This is a genomic window from Paenibacillus sp. NPDC056722 (genome assembly GCF_042790635.1).
In the GTDB taxonomy this organism is placed as follows: domain Bacteria; phylum Bacillota; class Bacilli; order Paenibacillales; family Paenibacillaceae; genus Paenibacillus_AQ; species Paenibacillus_AQ agri.
Window position 1 is genome coordinate 271,026 of the sequence record NZ_JBHTYV010000006.1, and the last position, 22,923, is coordinate 293,948.

Here is a 22,923-nt window from a genome sequence, read left to right on the forward strand (position 1 = left end):
GAGATGTGGAATGCGTTCGTTGGTTCTCGATTTTCAGGAAATGAACAACACACAGCTTATGCTTGTTGGCGGAAAAGGGCTGCATTTAGGGGAATTGTCTAAAATTGAGGGTATACAAGTACCAGAGGGATTTTGTGTGACAACCGTGGGATATCAAGCAGCAGTCGGACCAAATGAAACATATCATGCTTTGTTGGCTCAACTAGCCATGCTAACCCTAGAAGATCGAGATCAAATTGCTGAAGTCAGCGGGAAGCTTCGACAAATCATTTTGGAAGCAGAAATTCCATCCGAGGTTGTGCAAGCAGTCACCCATTATCTCTCCAAGTCTGGTGATAAGCATGCTTATGCAGTGCGCTCTAGTGCGACTGCTGAAGATTTGCCCCATGCCTCTTTTGCCGGCCAACAAGACACCTATTTGAATATCATTGGCCAACAAGCAATTTTGGAGCATATCAGCAAATGTTGGGCATCCCTGTTTACAGATCGCGCGGTCATCTACCGTATGCAAAATGGATTTGACCACAGTCAAGTTTATTTATCCGTTATCGTGCAAAGGATGGTGTTCCCGCAAGCCTCCGGGATTTTATTTACCGCTGATCCAATGACCTCTAACCGGAAGCTGCTATCGATCGATGCCAGTTATGGCCTTGGAGAAGCGCTGGTTTCTGGCTTGGTTTCTGCCGATGGTTATAAAGTACGGGAAGATGAAATCGTCGAGAAGAGGATAGCAACCAAAAAGTTCGCTGTCTATGGACATGAAGAAGGTGGAACAGAGACTCAGCAGATCGATCCTGATCGGCAAAAGTCTCAGACACTGACTGATCAACAAATTTTACAATTATCACGTATCGGAAGGCAGATTGAAGCTTATTTCGGTTGCCCGCAAGATATTGAATGGTGTTTAGCGGAAGATGTCTTTTATATTGTTCAGAGCCGTCCGATCACAACGTTATACCCGATCCCTGAAGCGAACGATCAAGAGAATCATGTCTATATCTCTGTAGGCCACCAGCAAATGATGACGGATGCGATGAAGCCACTGGGATTATCGTTCTATCTGTTAGTAACTCGTGCACCTATGTGTACTGCTGGCGGAAGGCTCTTTGTTGATGTCACACCTCAGTTAGCTTCACCTGTCAGCAGAGACATAATATTAAATATGTTGGGGCAATCCGAGCCGCTCGTCAAAGATGCACTCAAGACTGTTATAGCACGAGAGGATTTTATAAAATTATTACCTAATGATACCGCTGCACCGAACAAAGCCAAAAATTACGCAGGCATGCCAGCACCAATCGAAACCGATCCATCAATTGTTTCTGACTTGGTTAAGCGGAGCGAGACATCGTTGGCGGCGTTAAAAGTAAATATCGAAGGAAAATCAGGCGCAGACTTATTAGATTTTATTCTAGAAGATCTGCAGGAATTAAAGAAGATTCTCTTTGACCCGCAAAGCACGAAAGTCATTATGGCTGGTATGAACGCGTCCGCTTGGATCAATGAGAAAATGCAAGAATGGCTGGGTGAAAAAAGTGCAGCTGACACCCTGTCCCAATCTGTATCGAATAATATTACTTCAGAGATGGGGCTGGCGCTCCTGGATGTCGCTGATGTCATTCGTCCTTACCCGGAAGTCGTTGATTATTTACAGCAACTAAAAGAGGACAGCTTTGGGGACGAACTGCTTAAGATTCGTGGGGGACAGGAAGCGTATGAAGCGATTACTGCTTTTCTGGACAAATACGGAATGCGGTGTGCCGGTGAAATTGATATCACGAGAACCCGTTGGAGCGAAAAACCATCAGCCCTTGTCCCGATCCTTCTTGGTAATATCAAGAACTTTGAGCTGAAAGCCAGCCATCGGAAATTTGAGCAAGGGCAGCTTGAAGCTTTAAGTAAAGAACAAGATCTATTAGAGCGCCTAAAGGCACTGCCAGATGGAGAGCAGAAAGCAACAGAAACCAAACACCGGATTGACTTGATCCGAAACTTCAGCGGCTATCGGGAGTATCCCAAATACGGCATGGTGAATCGTTACTTCGTTTATAAGCAGGCTTTACTCCAGGAAGCTGAGGCACTTGTCCGGGAAGGAATTATTCATGAAAAAGAAGATATCTACTTTCTTACTTTTGATGAACTTCACGAGGTCGTGCGTACCCATAAATTAGATTACCAGATCATAGACACACGTAAAGACGAGTACAAACGATATGAAAAACTAACTCCGCCGCGTGTGATTACATCTGATGGTGAAATCATCGCAGGGGAATACAAACGAGAAAATCTTCCTACCGGAGCTATTGTAGGCCTGCCTGTTTCTTCCGGAGTGATTGAGGGACGAGCACGTGTTATTGTAAACATGGAAGATGCTGATTTAGATGATGGAGATATCTTAGTTACTGCTTTTACTGACCCTAGCTGGACTCCCTTGTTCGTATCCATCAAAGGCCTGGTCACTGAAGTGGGTGGACTGATGACCCATGGAGCCGTGATCGCACGTGAATATGGCTTGCCAGCAGTTGTTGGCGTGGAGAATGCTACCAAACTGATTAAAGATGGGCAGCGCATTCGCGTACATGGAACGGAAGGATATATTGAAATATTGTAAGGGTGAATTTGCATTAGAAAAAGGAGTACCAAACGTATGATATCTAATACCTCTGACCGTATTAAGCTGCCGCAAGGATTTTGGACAGGATTACGTCAATTAGGGATTGCCGCCCAAGACGTAGCTCGCAAAGCGGGATTGCCGCTCACCATTATTACTGAACTAGTAGTCACTACCACCCAATATTTCGCGATCTGGCAGGCCTATTCTGATCTTATTGGTGACACTGCCAAAGGCATTATCGAACTTGCGACCGTATATGAAACAGCGAAGTACCCACCATCTGTTTTGGCGACTTACCACGCTCGTGACTATCGTGACGCGCTGAGTCGAATGACTCGTTACAAGCAACTATGCCCGCCCGAAAGCTTGCGTATCACGGAGGAAGGAGAACACTGTGTAATCGAACTGGAATGGCTGTATACCGAGCAATCTGGTCCGCCGCTGCTGATTGGGATCACGCTGGCAAATCTTCTGGAGCTTGGGCGCCGGGGCACGGGTCAATCTTTGACGGCACAGCTGGTTGAATTTACGCAAGCAATGGGTGATGTGCAAGCCCTTGAGGCTTATTTTGGCTGTCCTGTTCGGATTGGCGCGAAGAGTAATCGGCTGACACTGCATCGAAAAGATTTGGACCTACCCTTTCTGTCGTATAACGAAGAGCTGCTGGAGATCCTTACGCCAGTACTGAACGAATCGCTGGGGAAGCATCAGAGCATCCGCTCCGTCACGGAGAAGGTCAAATGGATCATGAAACGCAGCCTCACCGGAGGACAACCAGATATTCATTCCGTCGCAAAAGAGCTCAATATGAGTGATCGGACCTTGCAGCGCAGGCTTACTGATGAGAACACGAGCTTCAAGCTTCTGTTGACACAAGCTAAACATGAGCAGGCACTGGAATATTTGGCAGACCCCGCGCTCGATATTAAAGAAGTCGCTTTTCTAATTGGATATGAGGACCAGAATTCGTTCTACCGTGCCTTCCGCATATGGGAAGATGACACTCCTTCCAATTGGCGTGCTGAGCATTTAGGTGCAAATTCGATGTCCGAAAATGCGAATACGTACTGACTTATAACTTTTGGCGTGTTAAACAAGAACTTTGGCGTCCTATGCTAGTTACTGAACCCCTAAGACAACGTAATATAATCCCTATCCGGAGCGCAAGGCTGTTGTAAATAAAACTACGGATTACCGTTATATAAGACGAACAAAAAGAAAATAACAAAAAACGAGAAGGAGCGAAGGGGGAAGTTTGGAACTGTAGGAGCGGTAGCGACCGCCTTTGTCTCCAGATTTCAACCGCAACTGCGATACAATGGAAAGAAATATGGAGACAACAGCGGCCGGAAGTCCAAACATTCCACCGTAGTAACGACCGAGTCTTACGTTAGGATTTTAAGTTTGTCTTATATAGATGCAAATAAAAAGGAGTAGAGTAGAAATGGATATGGGATTACAGGGGAAAACAGCTTTAGTGACAGGATCGACCAAAGGAATAGGTAAAGCCATCGCCATTGAACTTGCCAAAGAAGGGGTCAATGTACTTATAAATGGACGAAATGCGGAAGAGGTTGAACGAACTGTACAAGAAATAAAAACCAATTACCCGGCAACCTCGCCACAGAATGCTACAGCCGATATTGTGGATGTAGTGCAAAGAAAAGCGTTATTTGCAAAATACCCCGATATCGATATATTAGTTAACAATGCGGGGATTTATGAAATTATGCAGTACGATGACGTCAACGATGAAGTGTGGGAACACTATTTCTGGACAAATGTTCTTGCTGCTAACGGGTTGTCTAAATTTTATTTGCCTAAAATGTTAAAAAATAATGTTGGCCGCATTATCTTTATTGCGAGTGAAGAAGCGGTTATGCCTTCAGGTCAAATGCCGCAATATTGTATGACCAAATCAATGCTGCTATCTCTCTCCAAAAGCTTGTCCAAGCTAACTGTAGGCACAGAAGTTACCGTCAATACCATTATGCCAGGACCGACACTCTCTGAGAATGTACAGCAAATCATTGAGGGAATCTACCCTAATGAAGAGATGGCTTTTGCGGAAAAAGAGAAAGACTTTATGACTAAAAACCTGCCTCAATCTGAGATACAACGTTTTATCAGACCTATTGAAATCGGCAGACTCACTACTTTTGTATGCAGCCCTTATGCATCCGCCTTTAAAGGCTCTCCAATCCGCATGGATGGAGGAATGGTTCCGACGATTTTTTAATATTTTTTCATAAAGACTTCAGTTGCTTTAATATAAGGTTACTTCACTAGTCGCATCTTTACATACTGGAATATTTATACTACACGACTTTACAATAGATTTACGCTGTCTTCATTCTACGTTGATAAATCAGTGTTAACTTTACATAGTCAGGTAGTGATCAAGCCTCATCAAACTGAGGCAATATGAAGGCGTGGGGGACAACATGAAGAACACAAAGAAGAAACTAGCTTTAGCGTTAGCCATTACGATGTCTACAGTTACATTTGCAACGGCGTACGTAACGATGGCACCGCCAGTAAGAGCTGCAGAAGTAGAGACCTCCAATGCAAAGCCGATTAGAAATGATGAACCGACTTATGAGAGAATTAATCAATATAAGGACCTGGCCATGTATTACTACTGGCATGGCGGTGATATCCAACAGTCCGAGAAGGATATTTTCAAAGGCATTACGCTTAAAGGGAAATATGACGTTGTAGAGAATGCTTTTAAAGAAGCAACACTCCTTGACCCGTTCGATCTGGATTTGAAGTTCTCACTCGCTTCTACACTAATTATTGAGAAGAAAGTTCCAGAAGCTCTGCATACGTATAGACAAATTTTGAATTTGGATCCTAACAACTTTAATGCAAACCTGCTTAACGGAGTGTATTCGAAGGCATCTGGAGACGAGGCTACGTACAAAGCTTCTATTGCAAAGCTGAAACTGATCAATGCTCAGAAAACTAATCAGTATCTGCAAAAAATAGAGCGTACAGAGAAGGTATTTAATGAAAAGCTGAGTACAACTCCTCCGGCAAATGTACAGTCAAAAAATCATGCGATTGTGATTCTGGGTTATGCACTTGCTGATGACGGAACGATGCAACCGACGTTGATTGAGCGTTTGAAAACAGGTCTGGCTGTAGCGAATAAATATCCGAACTCTAAAATTATTGTTACAGGCGGAGTACCAAAGCAAGGCGTTACAGAGTCCGATGCCATGAGTCAGTGGTTGATTGCTCAAGGCGTTAATAAGGATAGAATTATTCTTGAAAATAAATCTACGGATACCGTTGAAAACGGTCTGTTCTCTACTGCCATTCTGGAAAGAGAAGGATTGAAAGACGTTACGATCGTGACCAGCGCAAGCCACATTCGTAGAGCACTCGCGGTCTTTAAAGAAGCTGATAGTTTCTATAGCAAAATGAACGGCAAAGCAGCAAGCAGAAACTTTACGAATGCTGTGTATTTGGATTACAAGTCTCTTGAAGAAGCACAGAAAGTAACAAATGATGAAAAGCTCGTTATTTACCGTGACCTGCTTAGAACTTCTGGTATTTGGCAATATCCTGGGTTGCAAAGATAACTACTTGCAATGAAAAAATGAGTTTGAAGGCATTATCTATGGGCGTTCCTTTACAGGACAAGCTCAGGGTAATGCCTTTTCTTTTTGACTGATCCATGACAGGTATATTAGAAAAAGATACTTAGTATCTAATTATCGCATTATTCATGATTGCAAGAACGATGTATCATCATAGAAGAGATAGAATTTCTGCTATTAAAATTGTGCATATCTGTCCAGAAGCGGGGAATAATCATTAGTAAAATTAGGAGGTTTATATGACGACTTATCATTCAGTAGAGGTTGAAGGATTAGAGGTATTCTATCGTAAAGCGGGTAATCCAAATAAACCAGTCATTGTATTGCTGCATGGCTTTCCGTCTGCTAGTCATATGTTCAGAGAACTAATCCCTGTGTTGGAGAAAGATTATTATGTCATTGCTCCTGATTATCCGGGGTTTGGAAATACTTCATCACCTGACAGAGAAGAGTTCCAGTATACATTTGATCATATTACCGAAGTTATGGAGTCTTTTATCGATAAATTACTGCTGACTAAATATGCTCTATACGTCTTTGATTATGGAGCTCCGATAGGCTTTCGTATCGCCATGCACCGTCCAGAGCGTGTAACCGCAATAATAAGCCAGAATGGAAACATCTATCGTGAAGGACTAGGTGAAAAATGGGCAGCACGAGAAGAGTACTGGAATCATCCGACTCCAGAAAAAAGAGAAAGTTATCACACAGCATTTGCACCTGATACGATCAAGAATCAATATGTTCAAGGAACAGAAGACAACAGAGTTTCTCCTGATGGCTATGCGCTTGATATTGCTTATACGTCTCGTGCGGGAAATGATGAAAAACAATCAGATTTAATTTTCGATTACCAAAGCAATGTAAGATTATACCCGCAATTTCAAAAGTATCTCCAAGAATATCAACCGCCCTTATTGGCAGTATGGGGGAAAAATGACGTATCCTTTATTCCGGCCGGTGCCGAAGCTTTTAAACAGGATTTACCCGAAGCGGAGATTCATTTATTGGATACAGGGCACTTTGCATTGGAAACACATGCGCTTGAAATCGGTGAACTGATGCTGAATTTTTTAAAGAATAATGGAATATGAAAAAGTGGCCGGGGGCGCACCTCTATTAAAGTTCAGCATCACATATTCTCAACTGTATTTCCGTTAGAAATTGTTCAGTAATGATCGTATCACGGTTATCGATTTCATAGATTTCAAAAGGGTCTCCTAATATACGGAGGCCTTTTTCGTCGGCATGTGCAACGACTTCAAGCATTTTTTCGTGACTTTGGCGGTAATTGCCCCGGTAATAGAATGACAGATAATCGCCAGCAGGGAGGATATAATCATAGTCGATCTTTCCAGCTTCATCAGGATCAAAGATAAAGAAGACCGAGTTAAAGACATCTCGCAAACCATGCTTTAATTCCTCAAGTGACACAGACGCACCGTATAATTGATTGCCTAAATCCAAAATGTGACTTTTATGCTTCTGATGCAACTTCTTGATGGCATAATCCATTTCCTCGTCCCTTGTTATGCGTGTGTTGAGCTGCAGACAGGGGCGGTCGGGATATGTTTTGATGGAGAAGATCCCCGTCTGAATTTGCTGCGCGTCGGTCAATACTTTAATTCTGCTCTGAATGATACGCTGCGTTGTTTCAAGCTTAGCGACCCTTTCATTAATCATTTCTTGTTCAGTGTGTAACAATTCAAGCGTATTCTCGACACTTTGCTGATCTAGATACGACTTGATCTGTGGTATCGTAAAATCCAGTTCGCGTAGGTCACGGATGATATTCAATTTATAGATATCTTGAAGGCTATACAGACGATATCCGTTGTCGTCTCGACGGGGGACCAACAGGCCAAGTTTCTCATAATAACGTAAGGAATCAACGCCTATTCCGTAGAGCTTTGAGATTTCATTGATTTTATAGTCGTTCTTCATCGGTTTCCTTCCTGCTTGCAATTATCTATTCTATACGCGGGTGTGTGCCGCAGGCACACCGTATACTTCCTTATACAGTAATTCCCTCACCATTTCAAATTGCGTTAAAGTCAAACCTACCGGATAGCTCATGATTTGTAGTGGCAGGGTTTGCTGCCTTGCGCGTAGCGGTGGTTGCACATAAGAATAGTCTAACAAACAAAATCCCAGACGTTCATAAAATCCGATCCTTCTCCGCTTCAGCTCATCATCAGGCAATTCGACCTCCAATATGACCGGCAAGTCGGACTGCTTCATGAAACGCTCCATTAATCGCTTGCCTATGCCACCTCCACGAATGTTAGGGGAGACAGCTACATTCTCAACGTACCTGAACGTCTCGAACTCCCAGCCTGCGAGAAAACCAATCACTTCGTTCTGCTCGTTCACCTCTGTGTGAAGACGATATCGTGAATTCGACAGTAGCTTCTTCTGTTCCGAATAAGCCCGATACTCAGCTTCGGGGAAAGACTGCTTCATAATTTCGTACACTTGATCAAACCGTTCTGTAAACATCAACTTAACCACCTAGATTCGTAAAAGACATATTTGATATCCATCACGATAAACCCTAGTACAGTACCAGAGTCAAGCGAAGGGGCATATCTCTTCTAAAATGTTAGGTGGGTACATCTGTCATCCTAATCCAGAATCACTTACATCATACGATTCTGCTCCTCCGGCAACTTCGCTTTATTCACACTTAAGGGCGTCGAACCTTTGCGGTCCGGCGCCCTTAAGTTTAATTCAATAGCAAATGCTCGCGGTCACACTGTATCACTCATATTCTGTTGAGATGGTGACTTCATGCCAGCGCTTAGCATCGGCAGCACGCTGTTGTTCAGCTAGTTCAGCTCCCTGTGCAGCATCTACACCAAGCAACAAATGTGCAGGCAGCTCATCCGCATAAGCCAACTGAAGGACGACGTCGGCCACTTTTACAGGATCACCTTTTTCTTGCCCCTGTAGATCATCCATCATTTTGAGCAGCGCACCTACGGAGGCTTCGTAGTCCGGAAGTAATGCAGGACGTTTATTGATCGCGCGGCCTACCCAGTTCGTACGCATGCCCCCAGGTTCAAGTGCGCTGATTTTGACTCCGAAATGAGCTGTTTCCATAGCTACAGCTTCTGTGAAGCCACCAACTGCCCATTTGGCTGCATGGTAAGCAGCGCTGCCCGGAGTTGCCAAGCGACCACCAACCGATGAAATATTAAGGATATGCCCGCTCCGCTGCTTGCGCATAATCGGCAATGCCGCACGCGTCAGATATACGACTCCGTAAAAGCAGGTATCCATCAGCGTCTTGAAATCCTCAGAGCTTGTTTCTTCAAAAGGACGAATATCGCCATAACCTGCATTGTTAACCAGAACATCGAGCCGTCCAAAGGCATTCAGAACAACTTGAACCGCGGCTTGTGCCGCTTCTTCAACGGTCACATCCAGCGTAGCTACACGGATCTGATCGCCATATTGCTTAACCAGATCATCGAGTTGTCCGATATTACGGGCAGTTGCAACAACACGTTCACCCTTTGCAAGAGCAGCTTCAGTAATATTACGACCTAGCCCGCTTCCGCTTCCAGTAATTAACCACACCTTAGACATGTAATCCGCTCCCTAATTCAAGTTTGTTGTGTACTTAAGACCTGTATTCTGTGGCCTTGTGAATTTGATTATAGTGTGATTATAATGGGGAAAATAGTCGAATCGTGCCTCATTTTTGCCTAAAACTCCGATGAGCTGATACGGTTATCCAAATCGGAATGCTGCTGTATCATACCAGCCTATAGAGAGGAAGATGCTTATGCCGCGTCAAAACGATGAACCTTCAGTTGTTGTACAGCGATTGCTACACCTGTGCGGTGCTTATTCCTTTTCCCGCGGTATCTGTGAGACCGGAATTTCGTTTCTCTCGCTGCTGAAGGCAGAACGGCCGACCACAATTCAATACGGCTTTTTCAATCCAGGGATTTGTGTAGTTCTCCAAGGGAATAAAACGCTAATTGTCCGCAATAATACTTACAATTATGGGGCCGGAGATTATATTGCATCCAACCTGGATATGCCGATCAAAGGCCAGATATCCCAAGCTACGCAGAAAGCGCCGTACATAGCGATCCGAATTGCGTTTACAACAGACGAAATTGCATCCGTTGCTCTAGATGCCAAGCTCAAAGCATTAAGTGAGAACCAACTGACAGAAGGCGCCTTTATTGGTAAGACTGGGGTTGAGGTATTGCATGTACTTGAGCGGTTGCTGCAACTAGCTACAGACCGTGAAGCGGCGGATTTTCTCGCATTTGGCGTTAAGCGTGAGCTGATTTACCGCCTGCTCACCGACGAGGGTGGAGCGCGCTTCTACAATAACATGTTGCTGCATCATGATGCGGCAGGCATTAGTAAGGCTATCCATTATGTTAAAATAAACTATATACGTAACCTTACCGTAGAGGAAATTGCTCAGGTAGGCGGCATGAGTCCTTCTACATTGCATCACAAATTTAAAGCGGTCACTACACTGAGCCCGATCCAGTATCAAAAGCAGCTCCGGCTGCAGGAAGCGCGCAGAATTTTACTTTCTGATGATATTGATGTCACCTCAGCCGCGCTGGATGTTGGATACGAAAGTGTGACGCAATTCAACCGCGAATACAAACGATTCTTCGGCCTGCCGCCACTTAAGGACATCCGTACGATTGGCAATCAGGCCAAGGGAAGCTCGCATGAATCTGCTTATGCTGACAATATACTGATAGACCTGGGTTTATAGCTTAACCTATATTGGCTTCCTAACAAGCAAGCTATTCCATAAGACGAAACAGCACCTTCGAAGTTAGATGGTATCTAACAATCAAAGGTGCTGTTTTTTATTGCCTTAAACATCCATGATCAAGGCACTGGGAGTGTCCGTGGTGAGTCGATTTTTCTCTTATTGCTATTAATTAAATTCAGCTAAGCACATCTGTACTTGTCTTGGGACTGCGAAGATTTTGAACATCCAGCATCGGTGGTCGTCCGTACATGCGGGCATACTCCCGGCTGAACTGGGATGGGCTCTCATAACCAACACGAAAAGCAGCATCGGAGGCTTGAACGGTTTCCGTTAACATTAAGCGTCTTGCTTCTTGTAAACGCACCGTTTTCTGATATTGCAACGGGCTCATCTCCGTGACGCGCTTAAAATGTTTATGAAATGCTGAGGTGCTCATGTTCACTGACTTTGCTAGCTGATCGACCACCAGAGGACGGTCAAATTGCCGGTTAATTTGTTGGATCGCTTGGGCGATGTTGTGTGCTTGACTGCCAACAATAGCGAATTGATGGATTAGCGCACCTTGTTCACCTTGAAGCACCCGATATAGAATTTCGCGGATGACGAGCGGCGCCAGAATGGGGATGTCTTCAGGAGCATCAAGTAGCTGCATCAGCCGCACAATAGCTTGAAGTAATGATGGAGACATATGATCCACGGTTATGCCGGGGCTAGCGGCCATGGGTGCGGAAGCGGGACGATTCGTCTCTTTGACAATGTCGAGTATTACGTCAGAGTCGAAGCCTAGCCGCAGACTTAAATGTGGGCTCTCGGGTGAAGCAATGAGAATTCTGCTGATTACCGGTAATTCAACGGATATGACCAGATAAGTTGATGGGTCGTACCGATAGATTTCGTCAGCCAGTGTAGCTGTTTTCGCCCCTTGCGCGACGACGCAAATGGATGGCTTATAGACAGACTCAATCGGTTCAGACAACTGTGTAGCATGCATTAACGTTAGCGAAGGTACGGCCGTCTGATGTGTGCCACCCGACGGAGCATGGCGCCGAATCAAGTGTGCTAACTGTTGCAAGGTTTCCTCTATACGCTGTGATTCATGTTTGTGATTCATGTTTGCAGGCTCCTATCCAGGAAGGATGTACGTGGCTTTTATTATATGTAGTCAGAAGAGAATTAGGCAAGTATCGGACAGGATTGGACTAACGGCAAAATGCATGTAGTTACTATAATGAATTAGCAAAGCCGAGTTGCGGCTGATGACCGATAGTCTACATTCAAGGATAAGGGAGAGAGATACAATGAGTTTGAATGAAAAAGTTGCAATTGTTACAGGGGCTTCCCGGGGTATTGGACGGCAGGTGGCCATTCAATTGGCGCAATCTGGTGCGAAAGTAGTCGTCAACTATTCCTTGAATAAGGAGAAAGCGGACGAAGTTGTTCAGATGATTGAGCAATTCGGCGGTCAAGCAATAGCAATTCGTGCCGACGTGAGCAAGGTAAATGAAGTTGAAGCATTATTCACGAAGACGATCGAGCAATTGGGTCGCTTGGATATTCTGGCCAATAATGCTGGTGTAATGGAGTGCAAGGCCATTGCAGAAGTGACAGAGGAGATATTCGACCGGCAGTTCGTTATCAATGTGAAAGGCACGTATTTCGCTTGCCAACAAGCGATGAAACATATGGAAAAGGGCGGGACGATCATCAACTTTTCGACCTCCGTGTCAGGCGCGATGCTTCCAACATATAGCGTCTACGCCGCAACGAAAGGTGCAGTCGAGCAGTTGACTCGCCAATTGGCTAAGGAATTCAGTCTCCACGACATCGTCATCAATTGCATAGCACCTGGTCAAGTTTCCACTGAGCTATTTTTAAATGGAAAGTCAGAGGAATTAATTGAATCGTTTAGCCGGATGAACGCCTTTGGACGACTTGGGGAGCCGGAAGACATCGCTAATGCGGTTGATCTGCTCGTCAGTGACAAAGCGCGCTGGATCACGGGGCAGACGATCCGTGTAAACGGCGGGTTCAATTAAATCATCGGTAACAGGAAAGGAACAAACATTCATGTCCAGTACACTTAAAATATACATCTTGGCGATTCTTAGCTTTCTTGTCGGTACTTCGGAATATGTTATAGCTGGAATTCTGGATAAAATAGCTGCGTCAACAGGAGTTTCGCTCGTCACGGCCGGGCAGTTGATTACGGTCTTTTCACTGGCCTATGCCTTTGGTACGCCACTAGTGATGGTAATGACCGCGCGTATGGAGCGCAAGAAGCTGCTTCTCTTCGCCATTGGATTCTTTGTCCTGAGCAATGCACTCGCTTTTATTCTGCCAGGGATTGCACTGCTCAATGCCTCCCGTATACTGATGGGGATCAGCGCCGGTGTTGTCGTTGTCGTATCCATGACGATCGCAACGAAGGTCGCCCGGCCGGGCAAGGAGGGAAGTGCACTGGCAGCAGTGCTGATGGGCTTTACAGCTTCCTTGATCTTCGGGGTCCCGCTGGGGAGAATAATGGCTACCGCCTACGAGTGGAAGGCTGTATTCGGAGTCATTGCCGTGCTTGGACTCGCGGCCATTGTTCTAATTGCACTTCTAATTCCGCACGTAGATGGCGAAGAAGTGGTCTCGCTGCGCAAACAGTTCGCCCTGCTTAAGCAGCCTAGAGCGCTGACCGCTTTATCCGTGACGTTCTTCTGGATCATTGGATACTCCATCTTTTATTCTTACATTACGCCATTCTTGTTGACGGCAGTAGGGATGAGTGACGGTACTCTTAACACGATACTGTTCGTAATCGGCATTGCCAGCCTGATCGGATCTCGCTCCGGCGGTTATGCAACTGACAAATGGGGGCTTCATCGTGTGCTCATAACCGGACTTGGGCTGAACGGTATTGCACTAGTTCTGATTGCGTTTGGTGTTCATGTTCCGGGACTGCTGATCGCCATGCTGATTCTGTGGTCGATTGCAGTATGGTCGTTGGGTCCCCCGCAACAGCTACATGTGATTACTATTGCTCCTGAATCGACGGGAATTATGTTGAGCTTAAATAGTATGGTACTTCAGCTGGCGATGGCGGCCGGTGCCGGTGTGGGCGGTCTGGTGGTCGAACGGATCTCGCTGTCTGCGATCACTTGGATTGCCGCCGCAGCTATTGTTGTGGCATTCGGGGCTGTGCAATTATCACGGCGGATGAGCAGTCGTTGACCACTCTTAGAGTCCCTGAGAACCCAGGTTATTAATAACCTGGGTTTCTTTTTATGTTTGTAACTTGGGCGCGCTTGGCGCTCCGTTCTTTCTCTATCTGCTGCGTTCCGCGAAGAATATGTAGTTTACACACGAAAACCTTAACGATATGATTTATAAACAGATATTCGAAAAGGCGGAAACTGCATGAAGGAATTATTCACAATAGGTGAATTATCAAAATTATTTCAGGTCAAAATCTCCACGCTCAGATATTATGATGAGATTGGGCTTTTGAAACCAGAGTACATAGATAAGAGCAATAATTATCGCTATTATTCAACTCAACATTTTGAAAGATTAAGTACGATCAAATATTTAAGAGCTTTGGGTGTGCCAATCAGCGACCTTCTGGATTTCTTCGACTACCGTGATACGGATAAACTGATCGAGATGCTAAACCGGCAACAGGCTGAAATTGCCAATAAAAAAAGAGAATTGGAATTGATCGATAGAAAAATCAAACGACGCCTGACTCAGATCCATGATGCAATCAATCATCCAATGGGTACAATTATGGAGGTGAAGCTGCCTAAACTAAGAGTGGCCCATTTAACCCATGATTATAGACCTGGTGAAGATATTGAGTATCCAATTGCCGAACTCCGAAAAAATTTCAACATCGATGAAAGTATATTCCTGGGCAAAATAGGGATTTCAGTTGCGCTTCAGGATATTGAGGCCAATACATTTGACCGCTACAACAGTATTTTTATGATTTTAGAGGAAGGGGATAATATCCCCAAAGCGGAAGTCATTTTTCCTGCCCGTGAATATTTAAGAGTTCGATTCAGTGGGACACATGTCCATGCAGCCGGGTTTTATGAAGAATTACTTAAGTATAGTGAACAGCATGGGTATACGATCATCGATGATTCAATTGAGATCACATTGATTGATTATGGGATCACTAATAGCGTGGACAAGTACGTTACAGAAATTTTATTACCTTTTAGCCGGAAATAAACAACTTGACCCTCTAGTTACTAGAGGGTTTATTTTTTTTATATGCTAATTCTGAAGGGAGAAAGAAACGATAATGTTGGGTACGGCCTTTAATGTGTTAATGATTATTCTGGGTAGTATTATTGGAAGTGTTTTCAAAAAGGGGATCAAAAACGAGTATCAAGATATCTTGATGAACGCAATGGGACTAGCTGCGCTAGCACTTGGAATGAATACGATCGTGCAGCATATGCCTGATAGTAAATATCCAGTTCTGTTTATTGTTAGTTTAGCTCTTGGCGCTTTAATTGGACAAAAGATTAACTTGGAAGAGAAATTTAATAATCTTGTTAGTAAGTTTTCAAAAGGAAACCTGGCCGAGGGATTATCAACTGCGATTTTATTATTTTGCATCGGTTCACTATCTATACTTGGCCCGGTCGAAGCAGCGTTAAAAGGTGATTATACTTATTTATTTGCTAATGGAATGTTGGATTTTATAACTTCTATTGTATTAGCATCAACATTTGGTCTCGGCATAGCTGTAGCTGCGCTAGTATTATTTTGCTGGCAAGGTTCAATCTATTTAATCGCGAAATTAATAGAGAATTCTTTAAATGCAGATCTGATGAATGAGATCTCTATCATTGGCGGTATTTTAATATTATGTTCAGGGCTGGGTATTTTAGGGATTAAGAAGATTAAAACATTAAATCTTTTGCCCGCTTTGGCTATTCCTCCGCTTATGTTTTTGATCATTTTTGTTTTTAAGTTGTAGTACAACAAGAGGGGACAATTATGATTATGGGAAGACCCCTCCTGAGCTCGATGGAGTTTAGTCAGGAGTTAGATCGCCCCTTGCGTATTGGCAAGATCAAGAACTCTAAACTCAATAAGTATAAAAGGATCAGCGTCTCCATATGGAGGCACTGATCCTTTTTTAATACATGGTAACCATCGGATTTACATTCAGTTTAAAAATACATTTTATACTAAGTTAAATATTAGAACTCTGATATTATGAAATCTATTGATTGCAGATCTGGAGGTAAGATTCACTTGGAATTGTTTGAATTTATTTTGCTGATGTTGGCGGCTGTCTCTTTATCCAATTTAGTGAACAGATTTATTCCTTCGGTCTCCGTGCCGATTATTCAAATCGTACTGGGGATGATCATTACTTGGCTACCTGTTCACTATGAACTGAAATTAAATCCGGAGCTATTTTTGCTTCTATTCATTGCCCCGTTGCTATTCAATGATGGCAGACATGCGGATAAAGAGGCGCTGTGGAAGCTGAAAAAACCGATCCTATTACTAGCGCTGGGTCTGGTGTTTGTAACGGTAGGTGTGATGGGATATTTCCTGAATTGGTTACTTCCGGTCATCCCGCTGGCAGCATCCTTCGCACTGGCGGCTGCACTAGCGCCTACCGATGCTGTTGCCGTAGGTGCACTGGAGCAGAAGGTGAAGATCCCTCATCATACGATGCAAATTCTAGAGGGAGAATCTTTAATCAACGACGCATCGGGGCTGGTCTCCTTTCAGTTTGCCGTAGCCGCTATGGTCACTGGTATGTTTTCTTTCAAAACGGCCAGTATCAGCTTTATCTCCATTTCACTTGGCGGTGTAGTACTTGGCCTTCTGCTCACATTAGTAAAATATGGCGTAGTAAAATGGCTGCGGAGACTGGGGATGGAGAATGTCACGCTTCACATGCTGATTGAGATTATGACTCCTTTTTTGATTTTCATCGCAGCCGAGGAATTGGGGGTCAACGGTATCCTTGCTGTCGTTGCTGCAGGAATCGCCCATTCTTTAGGTTACAAGAAAATGAATCCCGAGGTTGCCAAGCTAAGAGTTGTATCTAAAAGCACCTGGTCGGTCATTATCTTTGTATTGAACGGACTGGTTTTCCTGCTGCTTGGTACACAGCTGCCGGAAATTATTCAGACGATTTGGAACAGCCCAGAAATAGGGAATGTTAAAGTCATTTTGTACACACTATTATTGACTGTAGCTGTACTCGGGTTACGCCTCATCTGGGCGCTTCTGATGGAGCTCTCTGAAAAGGCCAATCCACGCGAACCATGGCCAGTCAGATTCAAGAAGGCGCTGATCCTCAGTTTATCAGGAGTACGGGGAACGATCACACTGGCTAGTACGTTGTCGCTGCCGTTTTTTCTTGATGATGGCACAGCCTTTCCGGCTAGAGATCTGATCATTTTCCTTGCGGCTGGAGTGATATTGTGGACCCTGCTAGCCTCCAACTATCTGTTGCCGCTTTTATTGGGGAAAGAGACGCAAAATGAGCAGGAAGAAGAGGATATTCAGGCCAAAATTGAGATTCTGCGAAATGTAGTTACAGGTTTAAACGAACAGACCACAGATGAGAACCGGCTGGCAACGGTCCAAATTATCAATACGTATACTTCCAGGATTCGCACGCTCAGAAAAGATGACAATCAAGATAAGGTACAACGGTCCTTGGGCATATCTGTCCTGAAATGGGAAAGAGAGAACACGCTGCTTGCGCTTGAAGAGAAAGAAGTGAATCCATACATTGCATATAGTTACCTTAACAAAACTAATAAACTGTTATTTATGCAAACAAGAGATTCCAGCTATAAAAAAGAGCTTTTCCCCATTAAGCATTGGATCGAAATGTTCGAAAAACTACCGCAAGCTCCGTTAAGCTTCCGTGAAAGACGTGCCGAATTGCTTCGGCTCAGAATTCAAAATATTGCTAATGTCATTAAGCAACTAAACGCTCTGCTTGCAGAAGGTGAGCCAGATCATATGGTGACCGTCAGCGCACTGATCCTGCATCAGGAACGTACGCTACAGCATCTGAGCAAAAACGAATCGGTCACCGATACCCGAAAAGAGTTCGACATCTCGCTGCAGGAGCTGGCCCGGATCGGAATTCAGCTGGAGAGAGACAACATCCAATCCATGTTCGAGACAGGGCGGATCTCAAGACAGGGCATGAAGGAGATGAAACGCGATATTCTCTTTATGGAGCATGATCTGCGAGAAGAGATGGCTTGAGTGTGAGCCTGGACTATTCCTAATGAAGTGAACTGTTTAAATAGAAAATTTGAGAAGTTCAATAACATATTCAATACAAAAAAAAGGCAGCCCATTATAGGCTGCTTTTGCTATGTTCATGCTCATTATCCCGCAAAATGAATGCAGGAACGATCCGTATGTAAATCAACTCACCTACAAGTTCCACAATAGTCTGAGTTACAATAACTGCCGCTGCTATGGTAGCCCATTCCCCGGGTAAAGATAATGCCAAAGGGAGAACTACGAGCGAATTTCGAGTTCCTGAACTGAAAATAAGCGCTCTGCCTGCCCCAACATCCAGACGGAACCATGCCGCAATCATGCGTGATAACATTGGCATCACAATAAGAAATACAATATAAATTGGAAGGACATTTAGAATAACATCAAAATCGTTGACAACCTTCTCGATTTGAGAGGCAACTACAACAATTAAGGCTAGTGCCATGAACGGAACGGGTAACCAAGCTGATAAATTAAGTGCTCTTTCTCCACTTGTTTTATTTTTGGCCCACAGTTGCGTCATAATTGCCAGAAATAGAGGGATAACAATTAGAAACAAGAATGCTTCGACAAAAGGTCCAACCTTCACAATTTTAGCTGCTTCATCTCCAATAAATAACCACAAATAGAAAGGAAGCAAAATCATTTGGACAACGAATAAGATAGGAGTCGCTGCTAGCATAAGCTTTTCATTGCCACGTCCCAGTTGTGTAAATACGATTACGTAGTCAATACATGGCGTTAACAGTACCAAGTAAATTCCGACTAAGATTGGAGGGGACTGGGGGAAGATCTGAGTTAATATCCATACTACGATTGGGACAATCACAAAATTAGTGACCAATAAAGCCCCAATGAATCTTCCGTTGGAAAGCGAATCTCGTAGTTGAAGAAATGGGATTTGGGCAAACATGCTATACAGAAGAATCGCAAGAATTGGTGAGATCGTAAAATGAAGCAATGAACCAGCCTGAGGGTTAGTCAATCCTATAATTCCACCAATAATTAGAGCAATTACATACAGCCAAATTTGTTGATGTTCAAGTCTTTCTCTTGTTAACATTTCATTCTCCTTTCAACCATTAAGAAAATTATACTAACAAAGAGTGAAGGGGTAAACTTATTTTGTAGTACTCGATACATAGGCCAAAAGATTTATTTACATAAGTTTACATAAATCTATGTTCCTCCTAATTCTTTGGCGATAGGATAGTAGACGACAAGCAGGTGGTTAATTCTGGCAAGACCTGCCGTTCTATCACTGAAGGAGGATGGGGATGAAGAAGAGTCATTCAGATTGGAAAAAGAAGCTGATCAAAGGCATGTTCGCAGCGGCGGTAGCCGTTCCAATGCAGTTATTCGCATTTGGAGCCGGTCCGGCGGTATATGCTGAGGGACCAACCGACCCTGCGCCGTTCATTGAAGCCAAAGTAGTCAATGAGAATGCGGGCAAAAAGATTTTGTTCGACAATACCCATGAGCAGACTGCGGGCGCAGCCGACTGGGTGATTGACGGCGCTTTTTCCGATTTCGGTAACGCACTTGCGCAGAATGGTTATTATGTCAAAGAGCTTCGTAAGACAACGCCGATTACTTTAAGCGATCTATCCGCTTATGACGTCTTCATCACAGCCGAGGCCAACGTGCCATACAAAGCCAGTGAACAGCAGGCAATGGCGCAATACGTGCAGAATGGCGGTAGCATATTCTTCATCGCTGATCATTACAACGCAGACCGCAACAAAAACCGCTGGGACGGTTCCGAGGCGTTCAACGGATACCGCCGCGGAGCGTGGGACAACCCGGCCAAAGGCATGAGCGCCGTAGAGGCCGCTTCCGATGCAATGCAGGGTGTAGTCAGTTCCGACTGGCTGGCAAATGAGTTCGGCGTTCGGTTCCGCTACAACGCCCTCGGCGACATCAATGCAACCAATATTGTCCCTCCTAATCAGGCCTTCGGCATCACGACAGGAGTGTCGGCCGTAGCGATGCATGCAGGTTCCACGATCGCCATCCTGGACCCGAACCGGGCCAAGGGCATCGTGTACTTGCCACAAACGAGTGCAGCTTGGCCTAATGCCGTGGACCAAGGCGTCTATAGCGGCGGCGGAGTAGCGGAAGGTCCATATGTGGCAGTTGCCAAAAAAGGGGCCGGCAAGGCAGCCTTCATTGGTGACTCTTCCCCAGTAGAGGATGCGACGCCAAAATACCTTCGTGAGGATACCGGCGCTAAGAAAACAACTTACGACGGCTTCAAAGAAGTGGACGATGGCAAGCTGCTGGTGAATACTGTTAACTGGCTAGCCAAAAAAGAGAGCTATACAGATTTCACCCAGGTCAGCGGCCTGACACTGGATCAGCCGACAGCGTTGCTGCCATTTGAAGAGCCAGCACTATCCACCGAGCCAAAGCCTGAGCCATGGGCCGAGCCGAACGCCGGTTACAAATGGTATGATCGTAGTACGTTCAAGGCCGGCTCCTACGGCGGACCAACAACTAGCGCGAACGCGGTGTACAAATTCACGCACCAGGCCGTATTACCGAATGCGCAGGATTTTCAGATTCGAGTGATTGCGGATAATTTACCACCTGGTACTACAGTATCCGGCTTCCAGGTAGGTATCTACCAGGTAAGCGGGGGTACCCAGATTGCTAAGATTCAGAACAACGATGGTACCTGGCCGAGCAGCTACGGCTACAGCGCCTCTTTCAGCCTGACTGCCGATCTGAACGGCCATGCCTACAAGGATCTGACGGTACAGATCAAGCCAGGCACGACGGCTGCTTCGAACCTGCGACTTCGCCTTAATAGCACCAACCTGACAACCGAAGCAGTGACGCTGGGCAACGTTCCGGCCGAACCGCTCCCTGTCGAGAAAGATCCGATTCCGGCCACAATCTCCATCGGCGAAGCCCGGAACAAGGCCACAGGAACACTGGTGACTGTGGAAGGAACCGTGACGACTGAGCCGGGTATATTCGGCGGTCAGAGTTTTTACTTGCAGGATGAGACTGGCGGACTGTATGTCTTTCAGAGCCAGAGCGGCTTTCATATCGGTGATAAGGTTAAGGTGACGGCGCCCACTACTCTGTATATTACAGAGCTGGAGCTGTCCGACGTAGTGCAGATTGCGAAGACAGGAACGGCAGCACTCCCGCTGCCGATCTCGGCAACAGTGGTGAACGATGCTAATCAAGGTCAACTGCTCAAGCTTACGGGTGTGACGGTAAGCAACATCGTGAGCGCGGCTCCGAGTGGTTCTTTTGAGTTCGACGCTATCGCCGCAGATGGGACAAGCAATCACGTGCGAGTAGATGCCCGGACAGGAATTACACAGAGCAGCTTCCCATATACGGAAGGGCAGAAGTTGGATATTACGGGTGTTGCCGCGATTTTTAAAGGTGCCTATCAGCTCAAGCCGAGAAATCTCGAGGACTTCATTATTGTAAATGAGGAGAACGTTCCGGTAACGACTGCAATGCTGTCGTCCCAGCCGGGTGCTTCTGGCTGGCTGAATCAGCCCGTTGAGATTACCCTGACGGCTGACCCTGCTACGGCCACCATCCATTACGCACTGAATGATAAAACGGACAAGGTGTATAGCTTGCCAGTGGTTGTGAAGGAAGATGGACAGCATACGCTGACTTACTATGCGTTGTCTGGCAAGGGCAAGGCGGAAGAAATCAAGACACTTAGCTTTAATATCGACACGACTCCGCCGACCGCAGTATTGACGGAGTCCGGGCATACAGTCGGAGATGTGGAGGAGGGGGCGCAGCTTCAATTTGAATTGACCGCTTCTGATTCCCTATCCGGAGTTGCTTCCAAGCAGCTTCTGCTGGATGGACGGACGATGGCCGAAGGCCAACCCGTGAACGCTGCCGATCTGGGCGCAGGAGCCCATACGGTTGGATACGTTGTAACCGACGCCGCTGGTAACAAAGCGGAGAAGAGCTATTCCTTTCAGGTTACGAGCGGTACTTCGCTGGCTACAGGCAAGCCCGGACAAGCGGTACTGTCTTCGAATAGCGGCTATGCCAGCGGACTCAGTGACGGCAATTATACCGTCACCATGAATCTCTGGTGGGGCAACAATGGCACCAGCTACAAGCTCTATGAGAACGACGTGCTGATCGACAGCAAGTCGCTGAAGGATGTTTCTCCATCGGCCCAGACCACAAGCACAGAGCTTAACGGTAAGCCAAACGGCACGTATGTGTACACCGCAGAGCTGACCAACAAATATGGCACAACCAAGAGCAATACGCTCACAATCACTATTCGCGACGCCGCCCCGGGCAAACCAGTATTGACCCATGACAATTGGGATAGTGATGGCGAATATAAGGTCACGATGAACCTGTGGTGGGGTACCAATGCTACCGAGTACCGTCTGTACGAGAACGGTAAGCTTATCGACACGCAGGCGCTGAAACCGAACGCGCAATCGGCGCAGAGCGCTGAGACGACCATCAACGGCCGTGAACCCGGATTGTACGAGTATCATGCCGAGCTCGTCAACGCAGCAGGAGTGACCGTTAGTGATACAATCAAGGTAACGGTCAACAGTTAAGTAGATGAACTAATCATGACGTTAATAAAGAAGGGCAGCCATATCCGGCTGCTCTTCTTTATACATTGGAGAATATTTATCGGTTAATTCCAC

General features: G+C 45.4%; 17 protein-coding genes. 12 read left to right on the forward strand and 5 right to left on the reverse strand.

Annotated elements, in window-relative coordinates; genetic code table 11:
• Positions 1-10 precede the first annotated feature (10 nt).
• The 5 genes from ppsA (at position 11) to ACFRAM_RS17510 (ending at position 7,316) form a co-directional block, all read left to right on the forward strand.
• Positions 11-2,611 carry a phosphoenolpyruvate synthase gene (gene ppsA, locus ACFRAM_RS17490; protein ID WP_379466932.1) on the forward strand — a complete coding sequence of 867 codons (2,601 nt, stop codon included), beginning with the start codon at positions 11-13 and terminating at the stop codon, positions 2,609-2,611.
• A 36-nt stretch (positions 2,612-2,647) separates the two neighbouring features.
• On the forward strand, positions 2,648-3,685 hold the full coding sequence (locus ACFRAM_RS17495; protein ID WP_379466933.1) for an AraC family transcriptional regulator: 1,038 nt from the start codon (positions 2,648-2,650) through the stop codon (positions 3,683-3,685).
• Between the two features lie 373 nt (positions 3,686-4,058).
• Positions 4,059-4,853, forward strand: a complete 795-nt coding sequence (locus ACFRAM_RS17500) for an SDR family NAD(P)-dependent oxidoreductase (protein ID WP_379466934.1) — start codon at positions 4,059-4,061, stop codon at positions 4,851-4,853.
• A 205-nt stretch (positions 4,854-5,058) separates the two neighbouring features.
• On the forward strand, positions 5,059-6,204 hold the full coding sequence (locus ACFRAM_RS17505; RefSeq protein ID WP_379466935.1) for an ElyC/SanA/YdcF family protein: 1,146 nt from the start codon (positions 5,059-5,061) through the stop codon (positions 6,202-6,204).
• A 257-nt stretch (positions 6,205-6,461) separates the two neighbouring features.
• Complete coding sequence (locus ACFRAM_RS17510; protein WP_379466936.1) at positions 6,462-7,316, forward strand: alpha/beta fold hydrolase; 855 nt, start codon at positions 6,462-6,464, stop codon at positions 7,314-7,316.
• 25 nt (positions 7,317-7,341) lie between these two features.
• On the opposite strand, the gene ACFRAM_RS17515 is transcribed toward ACFRAM_RS17510, so the two are convergent.
• The 3 genes from ACFRAM_RS17515 to ACFRAM_RS17525 form a co-directional block, all read right to left on the reverse strand.
• On the reverse strand, positions 7,342-8,166 hold the full coding sequence (locus ACFRAM_RS17515; protein ID WP_379466937.1) for a MerR family transcriptional regulator: 825 nt from the start codon (positions 8,164-8,166) through the stop codon (positions 7,342-7,344).
• A 30-nt stretch (positions 8,167-8,196) separates the two neighbouring features.
• Entirely contained in the window at positions 8,197-8,721 is a 525-nt protein-coding gene (locus tag ACFRAM_RS17520; protein ID WP_379466938.1) for a GNAT family N-acetyltransferase, read from the reverse strand.
• Between the two features lie 261 nt (positions 8,722-8,982).
• The gene (locus ACFRAM_RS17525; protein WP_379466939.1) at positions 8,983-9,813 is read right to left on the reverse strand and encodes an SDR family NAD(P)-dependent oxidoreductase; all 831 of its coding nucleotides are present in this window, start codon (positions 9,811-9,813) and stop codon (positions 8,983-8,985) included.
• A 199-nt stretch (positions 9,814-10,012) separates the two neighbouring features.
• Here ACFRAM_RS17525 and ACFRAM_RS17530 point away from each other — a divergent pair, with 199 nt between their 5' ends.
• Complete coding sequence (locus tag ACFRAM_RS17530; RefSeq protein ID WP_379466940.1) at positions 10,013-10,978, forward strand: AraC family transcriptional regulator; 966 nt, start codon at positions 10,013-10,015, stop codon at positions 10,976-10,978.
• Between the two features lie 178 nt (positions 10,979-11,156).
• On the opposite strand, the gene ACFRAM_RS17535 is transcribed toward ACFRAM_RS17530, so the two are convergent.
• A complete protein-coding gene (locus ACFRAM_RS17535) occupies positions 11,157-12,092 on the reverse strand; it encodes an AraC family transcriptional regulator (protein WP_379466941.1) in 936 nt (311 codons plus the stop codon).
• Between the two features lie 187 nt (positions 12,093-12,279).
• On the opposite strand from ACFRAM_RS17535, the gene ACFRAM_RS17540 reads away from it, so the two are divergent.
• From ACFRAM_RS17540 to ACFRAM_RS17560, 5 genes are all read left to right on the forward strand, one after another.
• A complete protein-coding gene (locus tag ACFRAM_RS17540; protein ID WP_379466942.1) occupies positions 12,280-13,017 on the forward strand; it encodes an SDR family oxidoreductase in 738 nt (245 codons plus the stop codon).
• A 31-nt stretch (positions 13,018-13,048) separates the two neighbouring features.
• A complete protein-coding gene (locus ACFRAM_RS17545) occupies positions 13,049-14,197 on the forward strand; it encodes an MFS transporter (RefSeq protein ID WP_379466943.1) in 1,149 nt (382 codons plus the stop codon).
• A 186-nt stretch (positions 14,198-14,383) separates the two neighbouring features.
• Positions 14,384-15,202, forward strand: coding sequence for a MerR family transcriptional regulator (locus ACFRAM_RS17550; RefSeq protein ID WP_379466944.1), 819 nt, complete (start codon positions 14,384-14,386; stop codon positions 15,200-15,202).
• A gap of 73 nt (positions 15,203-15,275) precedes the next feature.
• A complete protein-coding gene (locus tag ACFRAM_RS17555; protein ID WP_379466945.1) occupies positions 15,276-15,959 on the forward strand; it encodes a DUF554 domain-containing protein in 684 nt (227 codons plus the stop codon).
• 281 nt (positions 15,960-16,240) lie between these two features.
• Positions 16,241-18,232 carry a Na+/H+ antiporter gene (locus ACFRAM_RS17560; protein WP_379466946.1) on the forward strand — a complete coding sequence of 664 codons (1,992 nt, stop codon included), beginning with the start codon at positions 16,241-16,243 and terminating at the stop codon, positions 18,230-18,232.
• A 94-nt stretch (positions 18,233-18,326) separates the two neighbouring features.
• Here the strand turns inward: ACFRAM_RS17560 and ACFRAM_RS17565 are convergent, their stop codons facing one another.
• Positions 18,327-19,319: an arsenic resistance protein gene (locus ACFRAM_RS17565; protein WP_379466947.1), complete on the reverse strand. Its 993-nt coding sequence runs from the start codon at positions 19,317-19,319 to the stop codon at positions 18,327-18,329.
• Between the two features lie 214 nt (positions 19,320-19,533).
• Between ACFRAM_RS17565 and ACFRAM_RS17570 the strand changes: the two genes are divergently transcribed.
• Positions 19,534-22,830, forward strand: coding sequence for a chitinase N-terminal domain-containing protein (locus tag ACFRAM_RS17570; RefSeq protein WP_379466948.1), 3,297 nt, complete (start codon positions 19,534-19,536; stop codon positions 22,828-22,830).
• The last annotated feature ends 93 nt before the right edge of the window (positions 22,831-22,923 follow it).